At 70.5% G+C, this 23,698-nt stretch carries 20 protein-coding genes; 13 read left to right on the top strand and 7 right to left on the bottom strand.

What is annotated here, in order from left to right; all coding sequences use genetic code 11:
• Positions 1 to 46: 46 nt before the first annotated feature.
• On the bottom strand, positions 47 to 637 hold the full coding sequence (locus BMY07_RS00940; protein WP_092774463.1) for a TetR/AcrR family transcriptional regulator: 591 nt from the start codon (positions 635 to 637) through the stop codon (positions 47 to 49).
• Between the two features lie 402 nt (positions 638 to 1,039).
• On the opposite strand from BMY07_RS00940, the gene BMY07_RS00935 reads away from it, so the two are divergent.
• Genes BMY07_RS00935 through BMY07_RS00925 form a run of 3 tightly spaced genes read left to right on the top strand, consistent with a single transcriptional unit; the run spans position 1,040 to position 4,341 of the window.
• A complete protein-coding gene (locus BMY07_RS00935) occupies positions 1,040 to 2,395 on the top strand; it encodes a TrpB-like pyridoxal phosphate-dependent enzyme (RefSeq protein ID WP_092774462.1) in 1,356 nt (451 codons plus the stop codon).
• Positions 2,396 to 2,428: 33 nt separating this feature from the next.
• On the top strand, positions 2,429 to 3,115 hold the full coding sequence (locus tag BMY07_RS00930) for a beta/alpha barrel domain-containing protein (protein WP_092774461.1): 687 nt from the start codon (positions 2,429 to 2,431) through the stop codon (positions 3,113 to 3,115).
• Positions 3,112 to 4,341 carry a UbiD family decarboxylase gene (locus BMY07_RS00925; RefSeq protein WP_092774460.1) on the top strand — a complete coding sequence of 410 codons (1,230 nt, stop codon included), beginning with the start codon at positions 3,112 to 3,114 and terminating at the stop codon, positions 4,339 to 4,341. The genes BMY07_RS00930 and BMY07_RS00925 overlap by 4 nt, the downstream gene beginning before the upstream one ends.
• A gap of 15 nt (positions 4,342 to 4,356) precedes the next feature.
• On the opposite strand, the gene BMY07_RS00920 is transcribed toward BMY07_RS00925, so the two are convergent.
• From BMY07_RS00920 to BMY07_RS00905, 4 genes are read right to left on the bottom strand one after another with little or no spacing between them, the layout of a single operon-like run.
• Complete coding sequence (locus BMY07_RS00920; RefSeq protein ID WP_092774459.1) at positions 4,357 to 4,746, bottom strand: DUF3037 domain-containing protein; 390 nt, start codon at positions 4,744 to 4,746, stop codon at positions 4,357 to 4,359.
• Complete coding sequence (locus BMY07_RS00915; RefSeq protein WP_092774458.1) at positions 4,730 to 5,509, bottom strand: HipA family kinase; 780 nt, start codon at positions 5,507 to 5,509, stop codon at positions 4,730 to 4,732. Before BMY07_RS00915 ends, BMY07_RS00920 begins: the two co-directional genes overlap by 17 nt.
• Positions 5,510 to 5,551: 42 nt before the next feature.
• Entirely contained in the window at positions 5,552 to 6,721 is a 1,170-nt protein-coding gene (locus tag BMY07_RS00910; RefSeq protein WP_245782114.1) for an RNA polymerase sigma factor, read from the bottom strand.
• On the bottom strand, positions 6,718 to 7,062 hold the full coding sequence (locus BMY07_RS00905; protein ID WP_092774913.1) for a YciI family protein: 345 nt from the start codon (positions 7,060 to 7,062) through the stop codon (positions 6,718 to 6,720). Before BMY07_RS00905 ends, BMY07_RS00910 begins: the two co-directional genes overlap by 4 nt.
• Positions 7,063 to 7,591: 529 nt before the next feature.
• Here BMY07_RS00905 and BMY07_RS00900 point away from each other — a divergent pair.
• Entirely contained in the window at positions 7,592 to 8,173 is a 582-nt protein-coding gene (locus BMY07_RS00900) for a hypothetical protein (protein ID WP_092774456.1), read from the top strand.
• Here BMY07_RS00900 and BMY07_RS00895 read toward each other — a convergent pair whose 3' ends face one another.
• Positions 8,174 to 8,947, bottom strand: a complete 774-nt coding sequence (locus tag BMY07_RS00895) for a pentapeptide repeat-containing protein (RefSeq protein ID WP_245782113.1) — start codon at positions 8,945 to 8,947, stop codon at positions 8,174 to 8,176. It abuts the gene before it with no gap.
• 70 nt (positions 8,948 to 9,017) lie between these two features.
• Between BMY07_RS00895 and BMY07_RS00890 the strand changes: the two genes are divergently transcribed.
• Positions 9,018 to 13,097 (top strand): tetratricopeptide repeat protein, encoded by a 4,080-nt coding sequence (locus BMY07_RS00890; RefSeq protein ID WP_143073292.1) that lies wholly within the window; start codon positions 9,018 to 9,020, stop codon positions 13,095 to 13,097.
• Here BMY07_RS00890 and BMY07_RS35110 read toward each other — a convergent pair.
• A complete protein-coding gene (locus BMY07_RS35110) occupies positions 13,051 to 13,356 on the bottom strand; it encodes an alpha/beta fold hydrolase (RefSeq protein WP_245782112.1) in 306 nt (101 codons plus the stop codon). The two genes, BMY07_RS00890 and BMY07_RS35110, sit on opposite strands and share 47 nt — an antisense overlap.
• Positions 13,357 to 13,472: 116 nt before the next feature.
• Between BMY07_RS35110 and BMY07_RS00880 the strand changes: the two genes are divergently transcribed.
• From BMY07_RS00880 to BMY07_RS00845, 8 genes are all read left to right on the top strand, one after another.
• On the top strand, positions 13,473 to 14,120 hold the full coding sequence (locus tag BMY07_RS00880) for a TetR/AcrR family transcriptional regulator (protein ID WP_092774452.1): 648 nt from the start codon (positions 13,473 to 13,475) through the stop codon (positions 14,118 to 14,120).
• Between the two features lie 17 nt (positions 14,121 to 14,137).
• Positions 14,138 to 15,022 (top strand): AraC family transcriptional regulator, encoded by an 885-nt coding sequence (locus BMY07_RS00875; protein WP_092774451.1) that lies wholly within the window; start codon positions 14,138 to 14,140, stop codon positions 15,020 to 15,022.
• Positions 15,023 to 15,118: 96 nt separating this feature from the next.
• Complete coding sequence (locus BMY07_RS00870; protein WP_092774450.1) at positions 15,119 to 15,841, top strand: VOC family protein; 723 nt, start codon at positions 15,119 to 15,121, stop codon at positions 15,839 to 15,841.
• Positions 15,842 to 15,967: 126 nt separating this feature from the next.
• On the top strand, positions 15,968 to 17,647 hold the full coding sequence (locus tag BMY07_RS00865) for a condensation domain-containing protein (protein ID WP_143073291.1): 1,680 nt from the start codon (positions 15,968 to 15,970) through the stop codon (positions 17,645 to 17,647).
• Between the two features lie 70 nt (positions 17,648 to 17,717).
• On the top strand, positions 17,718 to 20,258 hold the full coding sequence (locus BMY07_RS00860; RefSeq protein WP_092774448.1) for a LuxR C-terminal-related transcriptional regulator: 2,541 nt from the start codon (positions 17,718 to 17,720) through the stop codon (positions 20,256 to 20,258).
• 122 nt (positions 20,259 to 20,380) lie between these two features.
• A complete protein-coding gene (locus BMY07_RS00855) occupies positions 20,381 to 21,670 on the top strand; it encodes an MFS transporter (RefSeq protein WP_092774447.1) in 1,290 nt (429 codons plus the stop codon).
• 2 nt (positions 21,671 to 21,672) lie between these two features.
• Positions 21,673 to 22,332, top strand: a complete 660-nt coding sequence (locus tag BMY07_RS00850) for a response regulator transcription factor (protein WP_092774446.1) — start codon at positions 21,673 to 21,675, stop codon at positions 22,330 to 22,332.
• Between the two features lies 1 nt (position 22,333).
• Positions 22,334 to 23,674: a sensor histidine kinase gene (locus tag BMY07_RS00845; protein WP_092774445.1), complete on the top strand. Its 1,341-nt coding sequence runs from the start codon at positions 22,334 to 22,336 to the stop codon at positions 23,672 to 23,674.
• Positions 23,675 to 23,698 lie beyond the last annotated feature (24 nt).

Raw genomic sequence — 23,698 nt, 5'->3', positions numbered from 1 at the left:
GGCCCTGTTGGTCTAAGAGGACGGCTCTCGGCCTGGCGCCAAGGACCTAGGCGCGGACACCGGTGATGGCGAGTTCCAGGAGTCGGGTGACGGTCGCCGGTTCGCGTTCCGCGGCCGCGACGATCGCGTTCACCAGGCGCAGCAGGTCGGCGAGCGTGGCGTCGGGGTTGACCGCCTTCGCCTTCTGCGCGCGGCCGAGCACCTTCTTGCCGATCTCGCGGACCTGGGCGTGCGGGCTGGTGAGGTCCTCGGCGGCCTCGGCCATGGCGAGGAACTTGGCCAGCCCGAGGTGGGCGGTGAAGTGCCGGACCAGGGTGCGCAGCCAGGTGACCAGGGCGTCGCCGGGGTCGGCGGCGGTCGGCAGCGGCGTGGTCTCGGCGACCAGCGCCTCGACCCGGTCGTGGAAGACGATGTCGAGCAGGATGATCCGGGTCGGGTAGTGCCGGTAGAGGGTGGCCGAGCCGAGGCCCGCGCGGCGGGAGATCTCCTCGAGGGAGGCGTCGGCGCCCTGTTCGGCGACCACGATCCCGGCGGCGGCGCGCAGCTTCTCGTGGTTGCGCTTGGCGTGCGCCCGCATCCCCTTCTCGGGCAGGGCTTCCTCGACCGGGACTTGCTGCGGGGCTGGCTTGGACGCCACTGGGGGTTCCTCCGTCGCGCGGTTCCGCGGGGTTGTCCCCCGAATCGTACCGGGCCGTCAACGGGGTGGTACCCCGGTACCCTCGGCAGTGGTCGGACCATTCGGGTCCTGGGTGGAAACCACGCCCATTCCGGCGTTCCGCCCAGCTGGGCGACACCTGACCGGGGGACGCGGTGGCGCTCGGCGTCGCGGGCCCGGGCGAATCTGGGTAGCCCGCACCCATGCCCCACCCGCGCCCCGGCCCTAGCTTGGGCAGCCTGACGCGCTCCCGCGCCGGTTCGTCCACTGTGGATACCGCGCCCGGGTCGGCGCGGCGAGCGGAGGGAGGGCACCGGTGGGCCTGTGTCGCGGCTCGCGGTCGCGCAAGCTGGGCGGTACCGACCGACACCTTGGAGCCGTCCGATGAACGACCGTGTGCGGTTCTCGCTCAGCGCGGCGGACATCCCGCGCGCCTGGTACAACCTCGCCGCCGACTTGCCCGACCTGGCCCCGCCTCGACACCCTGCCTCGGGTAGGGCCATCACCTCCGATGACCTGTTGGCGATCGTGCCGGAGGAGTTGGCCAGGCAGGAGTTGACGCTGGATCGGGAGGTGGAGATACCTGAGCCGGTGCGTCAGATCTACGCGCGGTGGCGGCCTTCCCCACTGATCCGTGCGCGCGGGCTGGAACGGTCATTGGGCACGCCCGCGCGGATCTACTACAAGTACGAAGGCGTTAGTCCTACCGGCAGCCACAAGCCCAACACGGCCATCGCCCAGGCGTACTACAACAAGCAGGCCGGGATCACGAAGCTGGCCACGGAGACGGGAGCGGGCCAGTGGGGGTCGTCGTTGGCTCTTGCGGGCGCGCTGTTCGGCCTGGATATCAGCGTCTACATGGTTCGGCTCAGCTTCGACCAGAAGCCCTACCGCCAGATGTTGATGCAGACCTACGGTGCGCGGTGCGTGGCGAGTCCTAGTACCGAGACCGAGACCGGTAGGGCGATTCTGGCCAGGGACCCCGACTCCCCCGGCAGTCTCGGTATCGCCGCCTCGGAGGCGGTGGAGATCGCGGCGAACGACCCGACCACGAACTACGCGGGTGGCAGCGTCCTCAACCACGTGTTGCTGCACCAGACCGTCATCGGCCAAGAGGCGATCGTGCAGTTCGCCATGGCGGATGACTACCCGGACGTGGTTGTGGGGTGCGCGGGCGGCGGGAGCAACCTCGGCGGGTTGGCCTTCCCGTTCCTCGGGGCGCAACTGAGCGGTGGTCGGCCGGTTCACGTGATCGCTGCCGAGCCCGCGTCGTGCCCATCGATGACGCAGGGCACGCTCGCCTACGACTTCGGCGACACAGCCGGATTCACCCCACTGCTGCGGATGTACACCCTGGGGCACGGCTTCATCCCGCCGCCGCTGCAAGCCGGCGGGTTGAGGTACCACGGCATGGCGCCTCTAGTGAGCGAGGCGGTGGCGCAGGGATTGATCGACCCGGTGGCGGTAGCGCAAACGGCGTGTTTCGCGGCGGGGGTTCGGTTCGCGCGCACCGAGGGGATCGTGCCCGCGCCGGAGTCCACCCACGCGGTCGAGGTCGCGATCCGGGAGGCGTTGCGGTGCCGCGAGGAAGGCGTCAGCCGGACGATCCTGTTCGGGTTGTCCGGGCACGGGCACTTCGACCTGGGCGCCTACGAGGACTACCTGTCGGGCACCCTGCGGGACGGGCGGTTCGAGGCGGACAAGATGACCGCCGCGCTGGCGGAGCTACCGGATGTCTGACGGTAGGGGCACCGTGGCGGCCGGGTGGCGGCGATGAGCAGGTTCATCCACGCGGTGGTGGGCGCGGCGATCCCGGTGATCCCGGAGGTGAAGGTCCGGGCCGCGGACGGGGTGTCGCTGGTGGGTGAGCGGTCGCCGGTGGCGATCGCGGCGTCCTACGAGGCCGCCGGGGTGGGGTGCCTGTCGGTGGTGACGGGCCGGTGGTTCGGCGGTGACCTGCGACTGCTGTCCGACGTGACCGCGCGAAGCGGGTTGCCGGTCTTACAAAAGGACTTCCTGACGAGAGAGGCTCAACTGATCCAGGCACGCGAACTCGGTGCGGCCGCGGTACTGCTAACTGCGGCGTTGTTGCCGCAGCGGGTACTGGCCACGCTGGTCGACAAGGCGTTGGTGTTAGGGCTGACTCCGTTCGTCGAGGTGGTGAACGAGGCCGAGGTCAATGCTGTGCCGCACGCGAACGAGTGCGTGATCGCGGTGAACAACAAGGACATCCAGGTTCACGAACGGGGTCCGGCAGACCTGAGTCGCAGCGAACGCCTGTTGCCCGCCATCCGGGCCACTGGCTGTCTGGCGCCGGTTAGCGCTAGCGGTATCGACCATCCTGCACAGGCCGCGAGGTTGGTGCGCGCAGGGTTCGTGGCGGTGTTGGTCGGAACGGTCCTCTTGCGCTCCCCTGACCCCGCGACCTGGTTGTCCCGGCTCACTGTGGCGCCGAGGTGACGGGGATCCCCGCGCCGCGGTCCCCTCTTGCCGACGAACCGACCGCGTTGTCCTTGCGTGCCGCGGTGCGCAAGGTGCCGTTGGAGGAGCACCGGCTGGCGGGTCGGGTGTTCGAGCGGCACGAGATCGCGGCTGACTTCACCGAGCGGTCCACCGGTGTCCCCGCGAAGCTGTCGTCGCGGTCGGAGATGGTGGTCCGATACCGGGTACCGGACTCACTGATCCCGGTGACGCTGGGGTTCTACGGTGACGTCAACCGTGTGCGGTCTTGCCTACCTGGCTTGCCCGACCGGGCGAACCACGAGTCTGTCGCCGTACTGGCCAGGGCGGCAGCGCCACCTGTGTACGTCATGCGCCCGAGAGAGCGGTGGCCCGAGGTAGACCTGAACGTGTTGCCGGTACTCCCGTGCCGCAACGCCAAGCCCAGCATCACGATGGGGGTCGTCTATGCGAACCAGTGCGGGGTCACCTCGATGTCGGCGCACCGCATGGTGGTGTTGGACAAGACGCACCTGATGCTCTGGGTAGGGCAAGAGGACGGGCTGCTCGCTCTACACGCGGATGCGATGGCTGCCGGGGAGCGGCTCGCGGTGTCGGTGAACCTGGGTCCACCACCTGCGGCGATGGTGGCGGCCACACTCGCGTCGCCGCTATGGCCGGCAGGTAGGCCCGCCATGGCCGGTGCGCTCGCAGGGGCGCCTCTGGCTCTGTCCGCGGGTGTCAGCGCCACCATCCTGGCGGACTCGGAGATCGTGTTGGAGGGCTACCTCGACGACACGGTGCACGGCGGCCACCCGGTGCTCACGGTGACGGCGATGACGACCCGGCCCGACCCGACCTACCACGCGTTGCTGGAGACGGGCCGGGAGCGCTCGGTCGTGCTGGGCCTGGCGGGCGCGCTGTCCGTGGCGCACGCGCTCGGCGACGACCTGGTCACCGACGTCCACCACAGCCCGGCGGGCGGCACCCCGCTGCTGGTGATCTCCGTGCACAAGCGGTGCCCCGACGATGACCACCGGCTCCCCGAGATCGCGCGCCGGGTGTTCGAGCACCACCAGCACGGCGAGCTGATCGTCTTCACCGACGACGACGTGGACATCTCCTGCGCGGAGGACGTCCTGTGGGCGATCGCGACCAGGGGCACGCACCGGTCCGAGTGGTCCCGTGGGCGCGCGTTCGTGGACGCCACCGTCCCGTTCGGACGCACGGCGTCCCAGTCCCGCTAGGCCCACGCAACAGCACTAGGCCCCTACGGGGAGCACCAGTCGTTGGTACAGGCGTTCCAGGTCCGCGTCGGGGTCGGTGGTGAGGCCGGTGTGGGTCGGTGAGGTCTGCACGAGGGTGCTGCGGGGTGCGGTGAGCCAGCGGAAGCGCTGCCCGAGCGAGATACCGGTGACCGGCGTGCGCTTGTCGCTACCGTCGCACGCACCGCACAAGAGGGTCAGCGCGGCCGCGAGGGTGTCGACGTCCAGGTCGGGGTCTAGGGCGCGCAGGCGGTCGGGGTCGACGTGGGTGCGGCACCGCAGGTAGGCCAAGTCGGCGCAGTAGAGCAGAACGCCGACGTTCATGGCCTCGCCGCGGTCCTGTCTGGGGATGGCCCGCAGCAGCGCGTACTCAAACACGTGCGACACGAGCCGCCTCCAACTCACTGACCCAGCGCGGCGCGTCCGCCAGCCTCGCCTCGAAGTACGCCCGGTAGGCCGCCCTGGTCCGGTCGGGTGCGCCGAACACGTCGTCGAGCCAGTCGTCGGGGACCAGCGCGAGGACGTCGTCGAGCAAGGCCGGCACCTTGGGCCCCAGTTCCGCGTCGACCTCGGTGACCGAGCCCGCCACCGGGAGCATGACGTGGTCGGCCGCGTCGTACCGGTAGGTCGACGCGGGCTGCCACCCCTCGGCGAACCGGTGGTGGAAGTAGAGAGAGGCACCGTGGTCGATGAGCCATACCTCGCGGTGCCAGAGCAAGAGGTTCGGGTTGCGCCAACTGCGGTCGACGTTGAGAACCAGACCGTCCAGCCAAAGGACCCGCGCGGCGAGGTCAGGTCCGGGGTCGCGGACCAGCGGCGTGAAGTCGAACGAGCCGGGTAGGTAGTCCAGGCCGAGGTTGCGGCCACCGCTGACGCGCAGCAGTTGCTGCACCTCTTCGTCCGGTTCCGCCCTACCCAGCTCCGGGTCGAGGTCGATGAGCACGATCTCCGGCACAGGTAGGCCCAACGCGCGCGCCAACTCCCCCACCACGACCTCGGCCACCAACGCCTTGAGGCCCTGGCCCGCGCCGCGGAACTTGAGCACGTACATGCCCAGGTCGTCGGCCTCCACCAGCCCCGGCAGCGATCCGCCCTCACGCAGCGGGGTCACATACCGGGTGGCGGAGACGGCACGCAGCGGCGATGGCACTCCCGAATCATGCCGTGCGACCGCCGCCACCGCGCCACCTGGTCAACCCAGGGCATCCCGCACGCGACGCAGGTGGGCCTGCTCGATGTCGTCCGGAGTCAGCTCTATCGCGCGGGTGTACTCGGCAGCCGCCTCCGGCACGCGATGCAGTCGCCGCAGGAGATCTGCTCTTACCGCGTGGAAGACCGGGTAGCCGTCCAGATCCAGTTCCTCGACCAACGCGAGAGCCTCGCCGGCACCGAACACCTCGGCGACCGCTACCGCACGGTTGAGCCTGACGACTGGCGTCGGAGCTATCGCGAGGAGCTGGTCGTAGAGCGCCACGACCTGGGGCCAGTCAGTGGGCGGGTCGGTGTGGACAGCGTGGATCGCGGCCTGGATCTGGTACGGCCCGGGCAGGCCGATGCGGAGGCAGCGTCGGACGAGGTCATGGCCCTCCGCGATCATCACGTGGTGCCATCTGGCGTGGTCCTGCTCGGTCAGCGGCACCAGCGCCCCCGCGTCGTCCACCCGAGCGGCGCGACGGGCGTCGGTGAGCAGCACCAGCGCCAGCAGTCCGAGCGCCTCCGGCTCGTCGGGCATCAGCTCCACCAGCAGCCGGGCCAGCCGGACGGCCTCGTCGCACAGGTCGGCGCGGCGGCGGGCGTGGCCCTCGGTGAACACCAGGTAGACCACGGCGAGCACCGACCGCAGGCGCTCCGGGAGGTCGGCGTCAGCGGGGACGCGGTACGGGATGCGCGCGGCGCGGATCTTCCCCTTGGCCCGGACCAGCCGCTGGGCCATGGTCGGCTCGGGGACCAGGAACGCGCGGGCGATCTCGGCTGTGGTGAGCCCACCGAGCAGCCGCAGCGTTAGCGCTACCTGCGCAGGTCGGGCAAGAGCCGGGTGGCAGCAGGTGAAGACCATCCGCAGTCGGTCGTCGCGCACGGGCCCCTCCTGCGCTGGTTCGGTCGTGGCGTGCAGCAGGGCGGCCTGGGCGTGCCGGTCGTCGCGGTCGGCCTCGCGGCGCAGCCGGTCGATGGCCCGGTTGCGGGCGGTGGTGATGATCCACCCGGCCGGGCTCGGCGGCACGCCCCGCTCCGGCCAGGTGCGCAGGGCCTGGGTGAAGGCGTCCTGGACCGCGTCCTCGGCGAGGTCGATGTCGCCGAGGACGCGGGTCAGCACGGCCACCGCCCGCCCGTACTCCCGGGCGAAGACCTGCTCGACGCTCACTCGCCTGCCACGGGCCGGACCTCGATCGGCAACGTCACCGCCAGCGCCGCCTTGCGACCCCATGCCAGCGCCGCGTCGAGGTCGGACGCCTCGATGACCCAGAACCCGCCGACGTGCTCGCGGCCCTCCGCGTAGGGTCCGTCGGTGACCAGGACGTCGCCGTCCTTCGGGTGCAGGACGGTCGCGGTGTGCGCCGGGTGCAGGCCCGCGTTGAACACCCAGGCCCCGGCGGCCCGGAGGTCCGCGTTGAACGCCGCGAGGTCGCGCATGATCGGGTCGAGGACCTCGGGCGGCGGCGGGTCGCCATCGGGCTGCTGGATGCTGAGCAGGTACTGCGTCATGTCGGCTCCTCCGGGTCTGGACCACGGCGTGTCCGGTTTCTGGCGGGTTCGACTACCCGCACCTCTTACACGAACGGCTATGTCGCGGATCGACACCTCGGGGACAGCTGTTTTCGAGCGGTCCTGACTGTACGGTTCGCTCATGTCGCAACCGCCGCCACACGACCCCCGGTTCCCGAACCAGGGTGGCTACGGTCCGCCCCTGGGCGGCGGCCCGTACCGGCCCGGTCAGCAGGACCAGCCCCACCCCCAGCAGGGCGGGTACCAGCAAGGCGGGTATGGGCAGCCAGACTATGGGCAGCCAGACTATGGACAGCCAGAGTACGGACAGCAGGGGTACGAGCAGCCCGGTTATGACCAGCCCCGGTACGACCAGGGTGGTCGCCCGGCCGGTGGGCAACGACCGTCCGCTCAACCCCAGCAGCGGCAGGCAGCGCAACCAGCGCAGCGGCCCGCTCAGGCCCCGCAGCGGCAGGCAGCGCCACCGTCGCGATCGTCCGGGCCGCGCCGGATCCCGGGTGTCGGGTTGGTGCTGGCCATCGTGGGATCGCTGGTGCAGCTGCTGAGCCTGACGCTGCTGCCGTGGATCGCGCACGGCGGTGACCCGAAGTCGCTGGTCAGCCTGGTGGGTGACCTGTCGGACGGCCAGCCGCACGGCTTCGGCGACTGGTACGTGGTGCTGTTCAGCTACCCGCTGGTCGTGCTGGGCGTGCTGCTGTCGTTCTCCGCGGTGCTCGAGTCGGTCGCGATGAAGGTCGTGTGGGCCGGTCTGGTGCTGCTCGGGGTGGGGTTCCTGCTGCTGCGCTTCGGCGTGGGCCCGATGACCGGCCTGTTCGGCGTCGAGCAGGACTTCAGCACCCGGGACGTGGTGGTGGCCGTGGCCGCGGTCGGGGTGGCCGTCGTGGTCATCTTCGTGGTGAAGACCGCGGTGAGCATGTTCCGGCGGGTCGCCGGCCTGATCCTGTTGGCACTGTCGGGCGTGCACGTGGCCGCGGTGGCCGACCTGGCCGATGGTCTCGACAACCTGAGCGTGGGTGCCTTCGGCCCCGTTGTCGGCTACGTGCTGATCGGCGCTGCCGCGTTGGTCGGGCCTAAGAGGTTCGCCCCGTAGTCACCAGTGCCGCGGGTGGGACAAGGTCGTAGGCAGCTTGGTCGTCTTGTCGCCGCGCGCGGAGTCCACCTGTGACTGGATGAGGAACAGGGCGCCGGTGAGGTTCGCGCCTCTGAGGTCGGAGCCGCGTAGATCCGCGCCGATGACGTCCGCGCCGCGCAGGTCGGCCTCTCGTAGGTCCGCGCCGATCAGGTAGGCACCGCGCAGGCTCGCACCCCGCAGGTCCGCTCGGCGGAACCGGGCGCCCATCAGGTTCGCGCCGCGGTGGTCCTTGCCCCGGCTGCCCGCACGGGCGCGCTCGCTCACCTTGAGCAGCAAGGCGTTGACCTTGTGCCGATGCGCGGGAACGTCAAGGGTCCTCAGCACGGCCACGCCCGAGTCGGTGAGCGCCTCGGTCTCGGCGAGCGCGCGGTCGAGGTCCGCGCGCAGCGGTGCGGCGGCGGCGATCCCGCGGGCCTCGGCGAGGTACCAGAGCAGTTCGTGCAGGTCGCGCATCACCGGGAACAGGGTCTGGGCGGCGTCCGGCGCGACCCGGGTGACTTTCTGGCCCGCGCCGAAGCAGTCGTAGACCGTGCAGCCCACGAAGCCCTTGGGGCGGAGCTGGTCGTGGATGCCGCAGCGGTGGTCGGCGAGCAGGTTGGGGCAGGCGCGGCCCGCGGGCTTGTCGATGGCGAAGTCCGTGGAGGCGGAGAACGCGGGTACCCGACAGCACAGCGCGTGGCAGTTGGCGCAATCCGCGCGCAGAGCGCCGAACGGATCTTGCGTTTTTGGCACAGCGCTCCCGTGTGGTAACTGAACGTGAGAGGGTTCACGACCAGATGGGAGACCGAGCGTAAGGGGCGCCGTGACCACTGCCGACATCGACCTCCTCCGTCGTCGTTGGGAACTCCCCACCGCTCTGGCGGCGAGTGAGCGGGCCTTGGCCGAGTCCCCGCACGATCCCCAGGCGGTCGTGGCCCACGTGAGGGTCTTACTCGCGATGAACCGGGAGGACGACGCGGCCGAGCTCACGTCACGGCAGCTGGAGGACCCCTCGATCTCCACCTGGCATCTGGTGGCCCTATCGCAGTCAGGTGCCTACGAGGACGCGATCGCCTTCGGTCTGGAGGCCATCAAACGCTTCCCGGACCACGCCCTGGCCCGTGTCGCTCTAGGCCGCGCCTACTCCGGTAGCGGCTACGAGGAAGAAGCACTAGAGCTGTATGCCGCCGCGGCAGCCCTGTCGCCATCCGACTGGCGTCCCGCTCGCTGGTACGCACTGGGACTCGCCGACCTCTATCGGTGGTCTGAGGCGGTTATCGCTGGCGAGCGGCTGGTGGCGGAGTACCCGACCGTCGCGAAGTGCCACCACACGCTCGGGCAGATCCACCTCAAACGTGACGCCCCACAAGAGGCGCTCCCCCACTTCGACGCGGCGATCGAACTCGATCCTGACTTCTCTTATCCCTACCAGTACCGGGGCACGGCGCTGGTCGAGATGTCGCGGTTCGCCGAGGCCCAGGAGTGGGAGGCCAAGGCGATCGAGCGGTTCCCGCGCGCGAGCGACCTGCTGGTGTCGGCGGCGTGGACGTTCAGCATCCAGGACCGCGAGGACGAGGCGGTCCCGTTGGCCGAACGCGCGATCGCGCTCGATCCGCGCTCCAACTGGGCGTTGTGCAGCCTGGCCGATTTCGAGAGCTACCGGCTGCGCCACGAGGCCGCCGCCACCGCGGTGGGCAAGGCGATCGCGCTGCGCCCGCTGGCCGCCTCGGCCAGGCTGACGGCCGCGTGGCTCGCCCTGCGCGACAACGATGACGACGACGCGGTCACCGCCATCACCGACGTCGTGCGGCTGAACGCCAGGAACAGCCAGGCGGTGAACTCGCGGATCGCGATCCTGCGGCTGGCGGGCAGACTGGCCGACTCGGTCACCGCGGCGGAAGAGGCGTTGCGGCTGCGGCCGCCGAGTCCGTGGACCGCGATCGCCGCGGCGACGACCTTCCAGCAGGCGGAACAGCCGGACCGGGCGCTTGAGGTGCTGGCGACCGCGCTGGAGACGCACCCGCTGCACTCGAACCTGCTACGGACACGGGTCAGCCACCTGCAGAAGACAGGGCGCACGGCGGAGGTAGCCGAGGCGGTACAGGTCGCGCTAAGCCGACGTCCGGACGACGTCGAGATCAATGTCATGGCGGCGGCGCACTACAGCAGCCTGGACGACGAGACCAAGGCACTGGAGCTCGTTGACCGGGCGCTGGCCGTGCGCCCGGATCACGCAGGTGCTCTGGCAGCCCGCATCGACTACCTGCGCTATCTCTCTCGATACGAAGACGCCTGTGACACTGCCTCACGCGGTCTCTCTCTTCACCCTGGCTCAGCGGCCTTGCAGCTAGCGGCAATCAACGCCTACATGGCGCACGACCGCTACGAAGACGCTCTAGCTCAAGCCGAGAAGGCCTTGGCGGGCGACCCAACCAACACATCCGTGTTGGTCAAGCACGTCGACTGTTTGCGCTACCTGTGCCGGTTCGCGGACGCGCACAAGGTGGCTGACCAGGCGCTGGTCGACCAGCCGGACAGCATCACGCTCCGCATGGCCAAGGCCGAGGTGTTCCACTCGGAGAGCCGCTACCCCGAGGCGATCGCCCTCGTCACCCGGGTGCGCGCCGACCTGCCCGAGTACACCTGGGCGCTGCGCAGGCACCTCAGCTACCTGGCGAACGCGCACCGCTTCGCCGAGGCAGCGGCGTTGGCCGACGAGGCGGTCGCCGCGCACCCGGACGACGCGAACGTGCTGATGGGCGTGGCGTGGCTCAGGAGCATGCTCAGCCACGAGGGCGCGGCGGCGGAGTTGGGGCGACGGGCGGTCGCGCTGTCGCCGACCAACCTGTGGGCGCGGCAGAGCCTGATCCAGTTCCTGCGGTACGCGCGGCGGTTCGACGAGGCGCTGGCCATGTGGGAGCCGTTCGGCGGCTCGCCTGACGCCGACGCGCTCATCACCCGCGCCTGGCTCGCGTCCGACATGGGGGACGACGAGGGCGCGATCGCCTGGTGCGAACGGGCTCTTGGATCCGCACCCCGTTACGTCTGGGCTCTGACCACGCGTGTGTGGCTTCTGCATAAGGCGGATCGGCTCGCGGACGCGCAAGCTGCTGCCGCTGCCGCGTTAGCGCTAAGGCCGGACAACGTCGATGTTCACGCTACCGACGCGTGGCTGCGGCTAGAACTGGACGACGCCGAGGGGGCCTTGGTGGCCGCTGACCGGGCGTTGGAGATCAGTCCCCGGGACTCGGACGCGTTGGACCACAAGATCCTGGCGCTGTTCCGGCTGCACCGGGTCGACCAGGCGGAGCGGGTGATCCGGGCCGCGCAGGAGCGGCAGCCGACGAACCTGGGGCTCCAGCTCGCGCTGGCGAAGGTGCACGAGCACCGGCTGGCGTTCGACGCGGCCGCGCAGTGCACCACCGCGGCGATGCGGGAAGTGCCGGACGACCCCGACTGCGGGGTGGCGCTGTCGTCGACCCTGCGGTCGCTGCGGCGCTACGGCGAGGCCGAGCGGGTCACGATGGGCGTGATCAGGACGCACCCGCACCGCAGGGACACGCGGGCGGAACTGGGGTGGATCCACCACGACGAACGCCGGTTGGCCGACGCGCGGCGGGTGTTCCAGGACCTGCTCGACGACGCCGTCAACGAGCGGGAGCGCCGGTCGGCCCGCTACGGGCTGGGCTGGGTGGCGTTCAGCGCGGGCGACCACGCGACGGCGGAGGCCGAGTTCCGGCTGCTGCCCAAGACGGACTTCGCGTACCGGCTCGCGTTGGCGTGGGCGTTGACCAGGCAGGACGGGGTAAGCCGGTGGCGGGAGGGCGAGGCGATCGCGGCGGAACTGGTCAAGCTGCGTGATGACCCGTCGGCGCACATCTGCCTAGGGGTCGCCGCGTTCCGGCAGGGTCAACTCGCTTCTGCGGAGTACCACTTCAAGCGGGCGTTGGACATCGACCCATACCACGGCAGCCACGCCGATCTCGGTGCCCTCTATGTCCAGATGGGACGCTATGAAGAGGCTGAGGTAGAGCTGAACCGGGCCATCGCGCGGGATTGGTACGACGCGGCGGCGCATGTGGAGTTGGGCGCGCTGCTGTTGCGCACGGACCGTCTTCCGGAGGCAGAGCGCGAGTTCCGTCAGGCACTCGCCGTTGACCCTGCCTCCGGGGCCGCCGCGATCGGCGTCGCGCAGGCTCTGGCGAAGGCCGGTGACGAGGCTGAGGCAGAGTCCACTCTGCGCGCGGCCCTCTTACGCCAAGACGCCCCCGCCCGCTGGCGCACCAACCTCGCCATTGCCCGCCTCTTAGTCCAACGCGGCGACAAGCAACAGAACGCCGACCTTCACGCCGAGGCCTACGCCCACGCTCAAGGCGCTCTCGAAACCGCTCCCGACAAGGAAGCAGATCCGCACTTCGTCGCAGGCGTGGCCCACCACCGCATGGGTTCTCTAGCCGCCGACGCCCGAGGCCGCTTCTGGTACCGCCAACGGGCCCTCTCACACCTACGCGAGTGCCTCAAGCGCGACCCCGGCCACGCTGACGCCCAGCGCAACCTCCACCTACTGGAACGCGAACTCAAGGCGGTAGCCCCAGCGATCTGGGGTGGCTACGCAGTCGCCGTGGTCTCCATCGCGCTGCTTGCCACGCTCTGGATCACCTTCTTCACCACCACCAAGGTCACCGCCGTCATGCTGACCACCACGACACCGGTCCTGGTGGGCCTCTTCACCATCGCCGTGCTCCTCCCCTCCCTGATCCGCCTCAAGCTCCCCGGCTTCGAAGCGGACCTGCAGGCAGGCACCGGCCCCATCTCCCCCGGCCCCACCGGCCAGGTCACCTTCGGCCCCGGCCGCTTCACCGTGACGACCGGCCCCACCGGCCAACTCCCGCGCCGCGAGTGAGGACTGCCCGGCACGACCTCCGCGTGGATGCCGAGCGGCGGATGGCGAGGGTGAGGGCGAGGAAGCCGCCGCGGGAGAGGCCGACGAGGTGGACCTTGTCGTGGCCGAGGCCCGCGAGCAGGTCGGTGAGCCAGTCGGCCAGGTCGTCGGCGGTCTCCAGGGCGCGGGTCTGGACCGAGTGCCCGGGTTCGCCGATGGTGTCGACGGCGTAGACGTCGTGGTGGGCGGCCAGGTCGGCGATGTGCGGGTACCAACTCACGCGCCTGGTCGTTGGCGAACGCCCCCAGCATCGGTCCCCCTCCCGGAGTTTTATAGTGCATCCGCACCATAACAGTTCGTGGCTGCCCGTACCGGCCGGTGTGGCAGAGTGGTCCGGTGCCCAAACGCGTTGACCACCAGGAGAGACGGCGCGGGATCGCGGAGGCGTTGTTCCGGATCGCAGCCGCGCAGGGACTGCAAGCGGTGACGTTGCGTGCGGTCGCGGCGGAGGCGGGCATCTCGATGAACCTGGTCCAGTACTACTTCCCGACCAAGGAGGAGATGCTGCGGTTCGGCTGGCAGCGGGTGGCCGAGCTGGGTGGTGAACGCGCCGGGGTCGGCATCGCGCGGGCGCTGGAGACCGGGGACGAGCGGGCGGTGATCAGGGCCTACCTGCTCGGTGTGCTCCCCACGGACGAACGTGGCCGTGTGCTTGGTGCGGTGCAGATCGCGTACTTCGCCGTTGACGTAACCCGCGGCAGTCAGGACCCAGAGCAAGAGGCCCTCGTACCGCACCTGGTGCGCGCGCTCACCGAGCAGCTCCAGAAAGCCCAAGCGCGCGAACGGGTCCCGGCGAACCTCGACCCCGAACTGGAGGCCGACGCGCTCGCGACCATGGCCGGTGGGCTGCTCACCGGCATGCTCATCAGGGCCTACGACACCGATCGGGCGACGGCGCTCGTCGAGCACCGGCTGGACCAACTGTTCGGATCGGATCGGTCCACAACGGTCGGGCGCGGTGGGGGTGCGGCCGGGCAGCGTTGACGGCGGAAGGAGACCCCATGATCTCGGCTCTCAACCGGCTCGTCGACCTCGTCGAGGACCACCTCGTCGCGGCGGTCGCTGTCGGGGAGTTCGACGTCGCCGAGGTGGCGTTGACGGTGGGCACGACCGAGTACCACCTGCGGCGGATGTTCTCGTCGCTGGCGGGCATGCCGCTCTCGGAGTACGTGCGGCGTCGCCGGATGACGGTGGCGGCCGCCGAGGTCATCCGGGGCGCGGACGACCTGCTGGGCATCGCGGTCCGGCACGGGTACGGCTCGACCGAGGCGTTCGGGCGCGCGTTCCGGGCGGTCCACGGCGCCACCCCCGGCGAGGTCCGCCGGGACGGGGGTCCCCTCCGCGCACAACCGCAGCTCAGGTTCCGCCTGAGCGTCGAAGGGAGCTCACCCATGGACACCCGCGTCGTCGACCGCCCCGCGTTCCGCCTCGTCGGGCACGCCGCCCGCGTCCCGCTCATCCACCGGGGCGTCAACCCGCACATCCAGCGGCACATCACCGCCCTGCCACCGCAGGCCCACGTCCGGCTCAAGTCCCTCGGCGACACCGAACCGGCCGGCCTGCTCCAGGTCAGCGACGACATCGACCCCGACAGCGCCGAGGGCACCGAACTGACCTACCTGCACGGCGTCGCCATCACCCGGGACACCCCCGTCCCCGACGACCTCGACGCCATCGACGTCCACCCGGGCCGGTGGGCCGTCTTCCGCTCGGAAGGCCCCTACCCACAAGCCCTGCAGGACACCTGGGCCGCCACTGCCACCGAGTGGTTCCCCGCCAACCCCTGGCGCCTACGCCCCGGCCCGTCCATCCTCACGATCCTCGACCGCGCCGACGACTTCAGTACCGCCACCTGCGAGTTGTGGCTACCAGTCGAACCGGCGTAGCGGTCAATCCCTTTGCGTGGCCGTTACCAGGGCATCTAGCGTGGTCCTCTCCGGAGGGCGCGAGAGGTGCCCTGGTCTCGGAAGGCTAAGAGCTGCATGACTTGTCACCTGGTCGCGCTCTGTGTGGACGCTAACGAGCCGGTGGTGGTTGGGCGGTTCTGGGCAGGGGTGCTGGGTTGGGAGCTCGCGGACGACCCCCAAGACGGCGTGGTGTTGCTGCCTGCTGATGACAGTGGGTTCCGGATCCGGTTCCTGCCGACCGACCTACCGAAGGTCGGTCAGAACCACGCGCACTTCGATCTGACCAGTGCGTCCCTGGTAGACCAAGAGCGGACGGTCGCGAAGGCACTGCAGCTCGGCGGTAGGCATATCGACGTCGGGCAGTTGCCGGAGGAGGAGCATGTAGTGCTCGCCGATCCCGAGGGCAACGAGTTCTGCGTCATCGAGCCGGGCAACAACTTCCTCGCCGACTGCGGGTTCATCGGCGCGCTGGCCGGGGACGGATCCCGGCAGGTCGGGTACTTCTGGAGCGCGGCGCTGGGGTGGCCGCTGGTGTGGGACCAGGACGAGGAGACCGCGATCCGGGCACCGCACGGCGGTCCGAAGTTCACCTGGGGCGGTCCGCCGCTGATGCCCAAGGTCGGCAAGAGCAGGCTGCACTTCGACATCGCCCCACCCGAGGGCGGAGACCAGGCGGCGGAGGTCGAGCGGCTGCTGGCGCTCGGCGCGCGCCGGGCGGACATCGGGCAGGGCGACGTGGACTGGGTGGTCATGGTCGACCCGGATGGCCGCGAGTTCTGCGTGCTGACGCCCCGCTAGCGCGTCCGGACGGACGCGTTCCGGCGGGTGGGATCGGTCAAGATAGGGGATTTCCCCCATGTTCGGCGCAGGCGGGCTGCCTAGGGTCCAGCTGGGTTCGTCGCCGGGACGTGAGGGGTGTTCGCCATGACGGTGGGGCAGTCGGTGGTGGCCACGCTGCCGGTGCGGTTCCGGGGGGCGCGGGGCGGGAGCGGTCCGGTGACGCTCGGGCAGCGCAACGTGCTGCGCTGGCTGGGGACGGACGGGGACCGGTCGGACGTCTTACCCGTGTTCGTGGAGCTGTCGCCGGGGCACACGGTCGCGGAGATCGTGGGGGCGCTCGGGGTGCTCGTCGCCCGGCACGAGGCGTTGCGCACGACGTTCGTGCTCGACTCGGCGGGCGGGCCCACGCAGCGGGTGCTGGTCGAGGGCGAGGTCGAGCTCCAGGTGTACGAGGCGGGCGGCGCCGACCTGGTCGGGTTCGTCGGGCAGCTGGTCTACCAGCAGCTCGGGGTGCCGTTCGACGTGGTCACCGGGTTGCCGCTGCGGGTGCTGGTGGTGACGACCGGCGAGGTGCCGACCATCGCGGTGCTGCTGTTCTGCCACGTCGCGGTGGACGCGGCCGGGGCGGCGATCGTGGGCGAGCAGCTGCGGGCGCTGCTGGCCGGGCGCGACGACCTCGCCGAGGAGCGCGGGCACCAGCCGCTCGACCAGGCCGAGTGGGAGCAGTCCGAGGTGGGCAGGCGGCGCACCCGGTCGGCGTTGCGGTACTGGGACACCAGGCTGCGGCAGGTCCCGCAGGCGATGTGCGCGCTGCCCCCGCACCCGGCCGGGACGCCGGGCAACCTGGAGCGGCGGATGGTGTCGACCGCGGCCGCTTCCGCGCTGCGGACCATCGTGGGTCGTACCGGCGCGAGTCATTCCAGTGTGGTGTTGGCCGCTGCTGCGGCGCTGCTCGGTGTAAGGACATCGACGCCGGACGGTGTCATCGTGTCGATCTGCGGTAACCGGTTCCGGTCAGCGTGGCGCGAGTACGTGGGTCCACTCGCGCAGGACGCCTTGGTTCCGTTCACCCTCGACGAGGACGCCACCTTCGACGAGGTGGTCCGTCAGGTACAGACGACCACCATCAACGCTTACCGCTACGCACAGTTCGACTCGGTTGAGCTGTGGGAGGTCATCGACGCCGTCGGCCGTGAGCGCGGCACTTACTTCCACCGGGACGCGGTCTTCAACGACCTGGGTGCCACGTCAGCGTCAGCGGCGGTCGACGCGCCAGAGGATCCGGTAGCGGCCCTAGAAGACACGACCATAGAGCCGATGCCGGACCGAACACTGCCTACGGCGTTCCTGTTGACGCTAGGCGGGGTGAGCAGCACCGCGGCCGACATCCGGCTGCACGTCGACACGTCGCGCTTCCCCGCGGACGAGGTCGACTCGGTGCTGCTGTCGCTGGAGCGGCTGCTGGTGACGGCGGCGACCGGGGTGGTGCGGGTGCGCGACATCGCCGCGGTGACCGGGATGGCGCCGGTGGAGCGCGCCGAGCCGTGGCAGCGGGTGGACTCGTCCTGGGTGGACCCCCGGGAGGTCGGCGCCGCGGTGGCCGAGGCGGCGGGTGGCGCGGCGGTGCGGGTGGCGGTCGAGGACGGGCGGATCACCGCGGTGGTGTCCGATCCGGCCGCGACGCCCGCCGGGCTGCACGCCGGGGTGCTGGCGGCGCTGCCCGGTCGCCCGGGGGCGATGGCCCCGCACGACTATGTGATCCACGACATCCAGGGCCGTGTTCTGGAGTCCGGTTCGGGACGTCCGACCGCTGCCGCCGATTAACGCGGTAACCTAAGATCGACAATCGAGATCGGCGATTCCGCCTTTCGATTAGCGATACTGGGGGTGGCGGATGGGCAGACCCGCTCGCGAGCCCCTCGCCGGTCGCGAGCAGGAACTTTCCGCACTCCGGCGGTCACTCGACGCGCTGGTCGCGGGGCAGTCGCTGGTGGTGGCGGTGCACGGGGAGCCGGGCGCGGGCAAAACCAGGCTGCTCGCCGAACTGGCCGCGGCCGCCGATTCCGCGGGCCTGCCGGTGCGATTCGCCGAGGTGTCTCGACCGCCGAGCGAACGGATCTCCGAGCATTCCCCGGCGGTGCTGGTGATTGATGACGCGCACGCCGTGAAATGGGCGGAATGGCTGGAATCGCTGCTGCGGGTCCCGCCGTCCGGTCCGGTGCTCGTGGCGTTGGCGTACCGCGACGGCTGCCAGTGGCTGCCCGCCGCGTTGGCGCGGTCGCCGTGGCAGGTGACGCGCCTGTCCCCCGGACCGTTGGACACGTCCGCTGTAGCCGCGCTCATGCCCGGTACGCCGCGCCATGTCTGCGCGCAGCTAGTCGCCGCCAGCGGCGGTAATCCTCTCTTCCTCTCGGCTCTGGCAGGGGTATCGCCGGAGGTGGTGCTCTCGGCGATCGACCCGCGTGGACTCGGCGAGACTCCTCTTCCGGACGCGGTGCTCGCGGTCGCCGCGAGTGAGGTTCTCGCGTTGGACGAGGTACAGCGGGAGGTCGCGTACGCGGTAGCAGCCTCCGGCGCCCCTGCGGATCTCGACGTCGTTGTTCGGGCGGCGGGGATACCGGAGGCAGTCGTGCTGCGCGCGCTCGACGACCTTGTCGCGATCGGACTTGTGCGCGCGCACGGCTCACGGATCGCGTTCCGGCATCAGTTGGTCCGGGCGGCTGCCTACCAGTCCGCCGGTGTCACCTGGCGGACGGCGGCGCATCGTCGCGCGGGTAAGTACCTGCGCGCCAAGGGCGGGCCGTTGCCGCTCCAGGCATTCCACGCCGCCCGCACGGCCACGTACGGCGATGTCGCCGCTGCCGCGACCCTGGCCAGTGCCGCCGAGGTAGTACTCGACTCCTCGCCCGCGACCGCCGCGCGGTGGGTGGACCGGGCGATGCAGATACTGCCGCACGGCGCGGGTGAGCGACTCGTGCCGCTGCTAGGTCGCGCCCTAGGTCTCGGCGGTGACCTGACCCGCGCGCGGGACGTCCTGCACCAAGCCTTGGCGACGAAGGATGAGCCCGAGGTGGTTCGCGCCTGTGCGCGCACTGAACGGCTATTAGGCCGGTACACCGAGGCAGAGGCTCTACTCGCTAGAGCCGACACTCCGGGCACTGCCGCCGAACGCGCGGCGATCGCGGTCCTGCTCGACGACACCGAGAGCTGCGTCGTCCACGCGCGTAGGGCCATTGCCGAGGGCGACGAGGTCGCGGGTCATGTCCTGGTGGCGCTGGCCGCGGTGCGCACCGGGCTGCGCGGCGACGCGGGCGATGAGGCGGGTACCAAGGAGAACGGCCACGACCCGTGGGCCGCGGTCCGGTTGGTGGACGGCCTGCCGGACGCCGCGGTCGGCGACCACCTGGCGGGCCTGGCCTGGGTGGAGCTGGCGCTGGACCGGTCCGCCGAGGCCGCCAGGCACGTGCGGCGCGGGCTCGACATCGCCCGCGGGACGGGGCGCCGGTCGAGCGTGCCGGAGTTGCTGGCCGTCGACGCGGCGCTGGCCCTGCGGTCCGGTCACCTCGACCGGGTCCGCACCAGTTGCGCGGAAGCGCGCGCGGTCGCGACGGACATGGGCAGCGCGGAGCTCGCGGCGTTGGCCGCCGCGGTCGAGCTGTCGGCGGTGTTGTGGCAGAACGGGCCGGAAGAGGCGCTGGCGGCCGTCCCCGCGCCCCGGTCGCCGTGGTGGGGCGAGATCGCGGGTCTCGCGGTCGCGGAGTCACACCTGGTCGCGGGCGACTACGCGGCCTGTGTGCGGCACATCGCGGACGCGGTCGGCACCGACCTCGGCCGGGCCAGCGGGCGGGACCGGGGGACGTGGGCGGCTCACCTCGCGGTCGCGCTGGTGGGTCTCGACCGGGTCGATGAAGCGGCCGGGTTCGCCGAGGAAGCGGTGTCGCGGGGCAGCGCGAGCGGCCACTACGCCCGGTCGCACGTGTTCGCGGCGTTAGGGCTGTCCGCCGCTGCCAGGGACGAGGCAGTCCGCGCTATCACCGGCGGACCGGTCCGGCAGGCACGAGCCAGGGAGTTGCTGGCCGAGCATCTAGCCGCCGGGGGCGATCTAGGCACCGCGCGCGTGGAGTTGGGCAAGGCCAAAGAGGGCTACCTGGCGTGTGGGGCGACCTGGCTGTCGACGCGCGTTCGGCTTACCGAGACCAGGTTGGGCGCACGGGCACCTCGGCCGCGCCGTCCACACGGGACGGTGGAGGCGCTGTCCGGGCGCGAGCTGGAGATCGCCGAGCTGGTGGCGACCGGGTTGACCAACCGCGAGGTCGCGACCCGGCTGTTCCTGAGCCGCAAGACCGTGGAGGGACACCTGGCGCGGGTGTTCACCAAGCTGGGCGTGAAGTCCCGGATGGGCGTGGCCCAGCGGCTCGCCGCCCGCTCGTCCTGAGGGCCCGCTCGTCCTGAAGACCTGCTCGCCCTAAGGGACTGTAAGGTTGCCCGGCGACGCCTTGTCGACCGCCGACTACTCCCCGCACTGTGGTCCCGATCACCTGATCCACGGGAGGGGACATGGCAGTCACGGAGCGGGCCGCGGACCGGCGGGTGCTGTCGAACATCGCCAAGGGGTCCATCGGCAACCTGATCGAGTGGTACGACTGGTACGCCTACACCGCGTTCTCGATCTACTTCGCGTCGACCTTCTTCCCGAAGGGCGACCAGACGGCGCAGTGGCTGAACACGGCCGCGGTGTTCGCGGTGGGGTTCCTGATGCGGCCGATCGGTGGGTGGCTGCTGGGGCGGTTCGCCGACCGGTTCGGGCGGCGGTTAGCGCTAACGGTGTCGGTGACACTGATGGCGCTGGGGTCGCTGATGATCGCGCTCACGCCCGGTTATGCCACGATCGGAGTGGCCGCGCCGATCATCCTGGTGTTGGCGCGGTTGTTGCAGGGGCTGTCGGTGGGCGGCGAGTACGCCACCTCGGCGACGTACCTGTCGGAGATGGCGGCCAAGGGGCGGCGCGGGTTCTTCTCCAGCTTCCAGTACGTCACCCTCACCGCGGGCCAGCTCACCGCGCTCGGGTTGCAGATCGTGCTGCAGAACGTGCTGTCCCCCGCACAGATGGACTCGTGGGGCTGGCGCATCGCGTTCGGCGTGGGCGCGCTCGGGGCTCTAGTCGTCATGTGGCTGCGGCGCACGATGGACGAGTCGCCGAGTTTCGAGGCTGAGCGCGGTAACGAGACCCGCGGGACGATCAAGGCCCTCTTGCGCCATCCGAGGTCGTGCCTGCTGGTCGTGGGTCTCACCTTGGGCGGCACGGTCGCGTTCTACACCTACACGACCTATCTGCAGAAGTTCATGGTGAACACCAGTCACATCGATAAGAGCACGGTGGCCTGGATCAACTTCCTGGCGCTCGCCGTGTTCGTAGTGCTGCAACCGCTCGCAGGGGCGCTGTCGGACAAGATCGGGCGTAGGCCACTGTTGCTGGGCTTCGGCGTTCTCGGCACGCTGTGCACGGTGCCTCTTCTGACCGCGCTCGCTGGGACCAGTCAGCCCGTCTTCGCGTTCCTGCTCATGTTGGGCGCGCTCGTCATCGTCACCGGTTACACCTCCATCAACGCGATCGTGAAGGCAGAGCTGTTCCCCACGAAGATCCGGGCGCTCGGCGTCGGTCTCCCCTACGCGCTCACGGTGGCCATCTTCGGCGGCACCGCCGAGTACATCGCGCTCTGGCTCAAGCAGGCCGGGCACGAGTCGGTGTTCTTCTACTACGTGGCGGGGTGTGTGCTGGTCTCGCTCGTGGTCTACTCGGTGATGGGCGAGACCTCCGCCGACTCGCCGCTCGAGGACCGGGACTGACGATGCGCGTGCTGCTGGTCGAGGACGACGACGGCGTGGCCGCCGCGGTCAACGACGTGCTGACCGCGCACGGGCACCCCGTGGAGCGGGTCACCCGGGGCGCCGACGCGCTGATCCGGCACCGCGACGCCGACATGGTGCTGCTCGACCTGGGGCTGCCCGACATCCACGGGCTGGAGGTGCTGCGCAAGCTGCGCAGGCTCGCCTCGACGCCGGTGGTGGTGATGACCGCGCACGGCGACGAGCGGACCGTCGTGCGCGGCCTGCGCCTGGGCGCCGACGACTACCTGGTGAAGCCGGTGCGGCTGATCGAGCTGCTGGCCAGGATCGAGGCGGTGACCCGGCGCGCTCTCGCCGCCGAGGGCGTCCGCCCTGGGGTGGTCGAGGTCGACGACGTGACGGTCGACCTGGACGCGCGGCGGGTGTCGGTGGCGGGTGCGGCGATCGCGCTGACCAACCTGGAGTTCGAGATCCTGGCGGTGCTGGCGCGGCACGCGGGCGTGGCGGTGAGCAGGCAGCAGTTGCTCGACGAGGTGTGGGGCGACGCGTACCTGGCGGTGTCGCGGTCGTTGGACGTGCACCTGGCCGCGCTGCGGGCGAAGCTGGGTCGCCCCGACCTGGTGCGCACCATCCGCGGGTTCGGCTTCCGCCTGGAGGCCTGAGGTGCGCAGGCGCCTGCTGCTGGTGCTGCTCGGGCTGTCGCTGGCGGCGCTGGCCGGGCTCGCATGGCCGTTGCTGCACAGCACCTCCGCCGAGCGCACCCAGCGGTTCGTGCTCGGCCGTACCGCCGACCTGGACCGGTTCGCGGAACTGGCGTCGGTTGGCGGTGAGCGGCTCGTCGCCGAGGTTCGCGCACATGTGGACCTCTATGGGGACGCGGTGGTCGTCATCGACGCTAGGCGTACACCGGTGCTAGAGACGGGGATGCGGGCTGACGAGCCTGCGGTGAAGGCAGCGCTAGATGCCGCGTTGCGTAACCAGCCGGCGTCAATACCACCGGACGTGTTGCCTTGGTCGTCCGGCACGGTGTTATTCGCGCGACCGGTGGGCAGCGGCACCAGGGTGACCGGGGCGGTCGCGTTGCGGTCCAGTGTGGATCGGGCGGCGGCTGATGTCGGCGGGTCGTGGGGCATCGTGCTGACGGGGGTGGTGAGCGCGGCGCTGGCGTTCGTGGCGCTGGCGTTGTTGCTGGCCAGGTGGGTGTTGCGGCCGGTGGCGGAGCTGGAGCGCGGGGTGCGGGCGGTCGGCGGCGGGTCGCCGGGGGCGCACGTGTCGCGCGCCTCGGGGCCGCCGGAGCTGCGCGGGCTGGCGGCGTCGTTCAACCGGATGTCGGACGCGGTGGCGGAGTCGGCACACCGGCAGCGCGCGCTGGTGGCGGATACGTCTCACCAGCTGCGCAATCCGTTGGCGGCACTACGACTTCGGATGGACTCGTTGGCGGGGCGCGTGTCTGCGGACGGTGTTATCACGTACTCGTCGATGGTCGCGGAGTTGGACCGGTTGGAGTCGCTGCTCGACTCGATGCTCTTGTTGGCGTCGGCCGACACAGCGGCAACGGAGTTGGCGGCTGGTTTCGACGCTAGATGCGACGCGGGAGCGGTGGTCAAGGACAGGGTTGACTCGTGGTTGCCCGCTGCTGATCGCGCGGGGGTGACCGTGGTGGAGGAGATCTCGTGCGTGCCGGTGACGTGTGCGGAGTCGGATCTGGCTCAGGTGCTGGATGTGTTGCTGGACAACGCCATCAAGTACGCGCCCGGTGGGACCGTTCGCGTGTCGGTAGGGCCACCAGGGGTCGTTACGGTCACCGATGACGGCCCTGGGGTGAAGCCGGAGGATCTACCCAAGCTGACTGACCGGTTCTGGCGTGCGTCCCCGGCGCCTGGGTCGGGCTTGGGGCTTGCTATCGCGGACCGGCTGGTCACGGCCTATGGCGGTGAGTTGCGGATCGCGCTGGCGGAGCCCCATGGGTTGGCGGTGACTGTCGTACTCCCGGGAGGTTCGTGATGGGGGTTTGGTGATGGGACTGTC

Source organism: Actinokineospora terrae (assembly GCF_900111175.1).
Classification (GTDB): Bacteria; Actinomycetota; Actinomycetes; order Mycobacteriales; family Pseudonocardiaceae; genus Actinokineospora; species Actinokineospora terrae.
The sequence above is the reverse complement of the archived record's forward strand: the minus strand, read 5'-3'. Positions and strand labels throughout refer to the sequence as shown.